1 pseudogene is annotated in these 619 nt (G+C 30.0%); it reads left to right on the top strand.

From position 1 onward, the window contains the following. Window positions 1-221 precede the first annotated feature (221 nt). A pseudogene (locus tag JF73_RS08650) lies at window positions 222-619 on the top strand (MFS transporter); the annotation flags it as partial.

Here is a 619-nt window from a genome sequence, read left to right as displayed (position 1 = left end):
TCCGACTTAAATTCTTTTCTACTTTTGCATAGAATGATGGGCTAACTATATTTCCTACCCATTCTTTTTGAGTCTTTTCATGCTCTATCCGATATTTTTTCAACAATTCTCCAATAGTCATAAAGCTCCTCCTATCTATTGCCTGTCAAATATGCCATTTTTATATTTTTAATTATAGTCTAAATATACTTATAGATAACAATAAGCATAGGAGAAAAATTATGGACGTTTTTTTAAGAAATAAAAATTATCGTAAATTTTCCATTGCAGGATTTCTATCCAGTGCAGGAAATATATTGTTTTATTTAGCATTCATGACTTATGCCAGTAAACTTCAAAATTATGCTTTAGCCTTATCATTAATTTCAATTACTGAAGCTATCCCTGATCTTTTAGGAAGCGTTGCTGGCTATATTGCAGATAGAACTCAGAATAAATTTAAAATGATTACTTGGCTAGCAGTCATTCGCTTTATTTTATACATGCTAGTAGGGTTTCTATTTACCCGAAATAACATTGCCGGATGGAATTTGGTATTAATAGTTATTGCAATTAACTTTATTTCTGATTTATCTGGATCATATTCCGGTGGCTTAGAAACTCCAATAATTGTTAATTT

The sequence above is a fragment of the Lactobacillus helsingborgensis genome (assembly GCF_000970855.1).
Lineage (GTDB): Bacteria > Bacillota > Bacilli > Lactobacillales > Lactobacillaceae > Lactobacillus > Lactobacillus helsingborgensis.
Note: the sequence above shows the minus strand (reverse complement) of the source record. Positions and strands in the feature narration are given on the sequence as shown.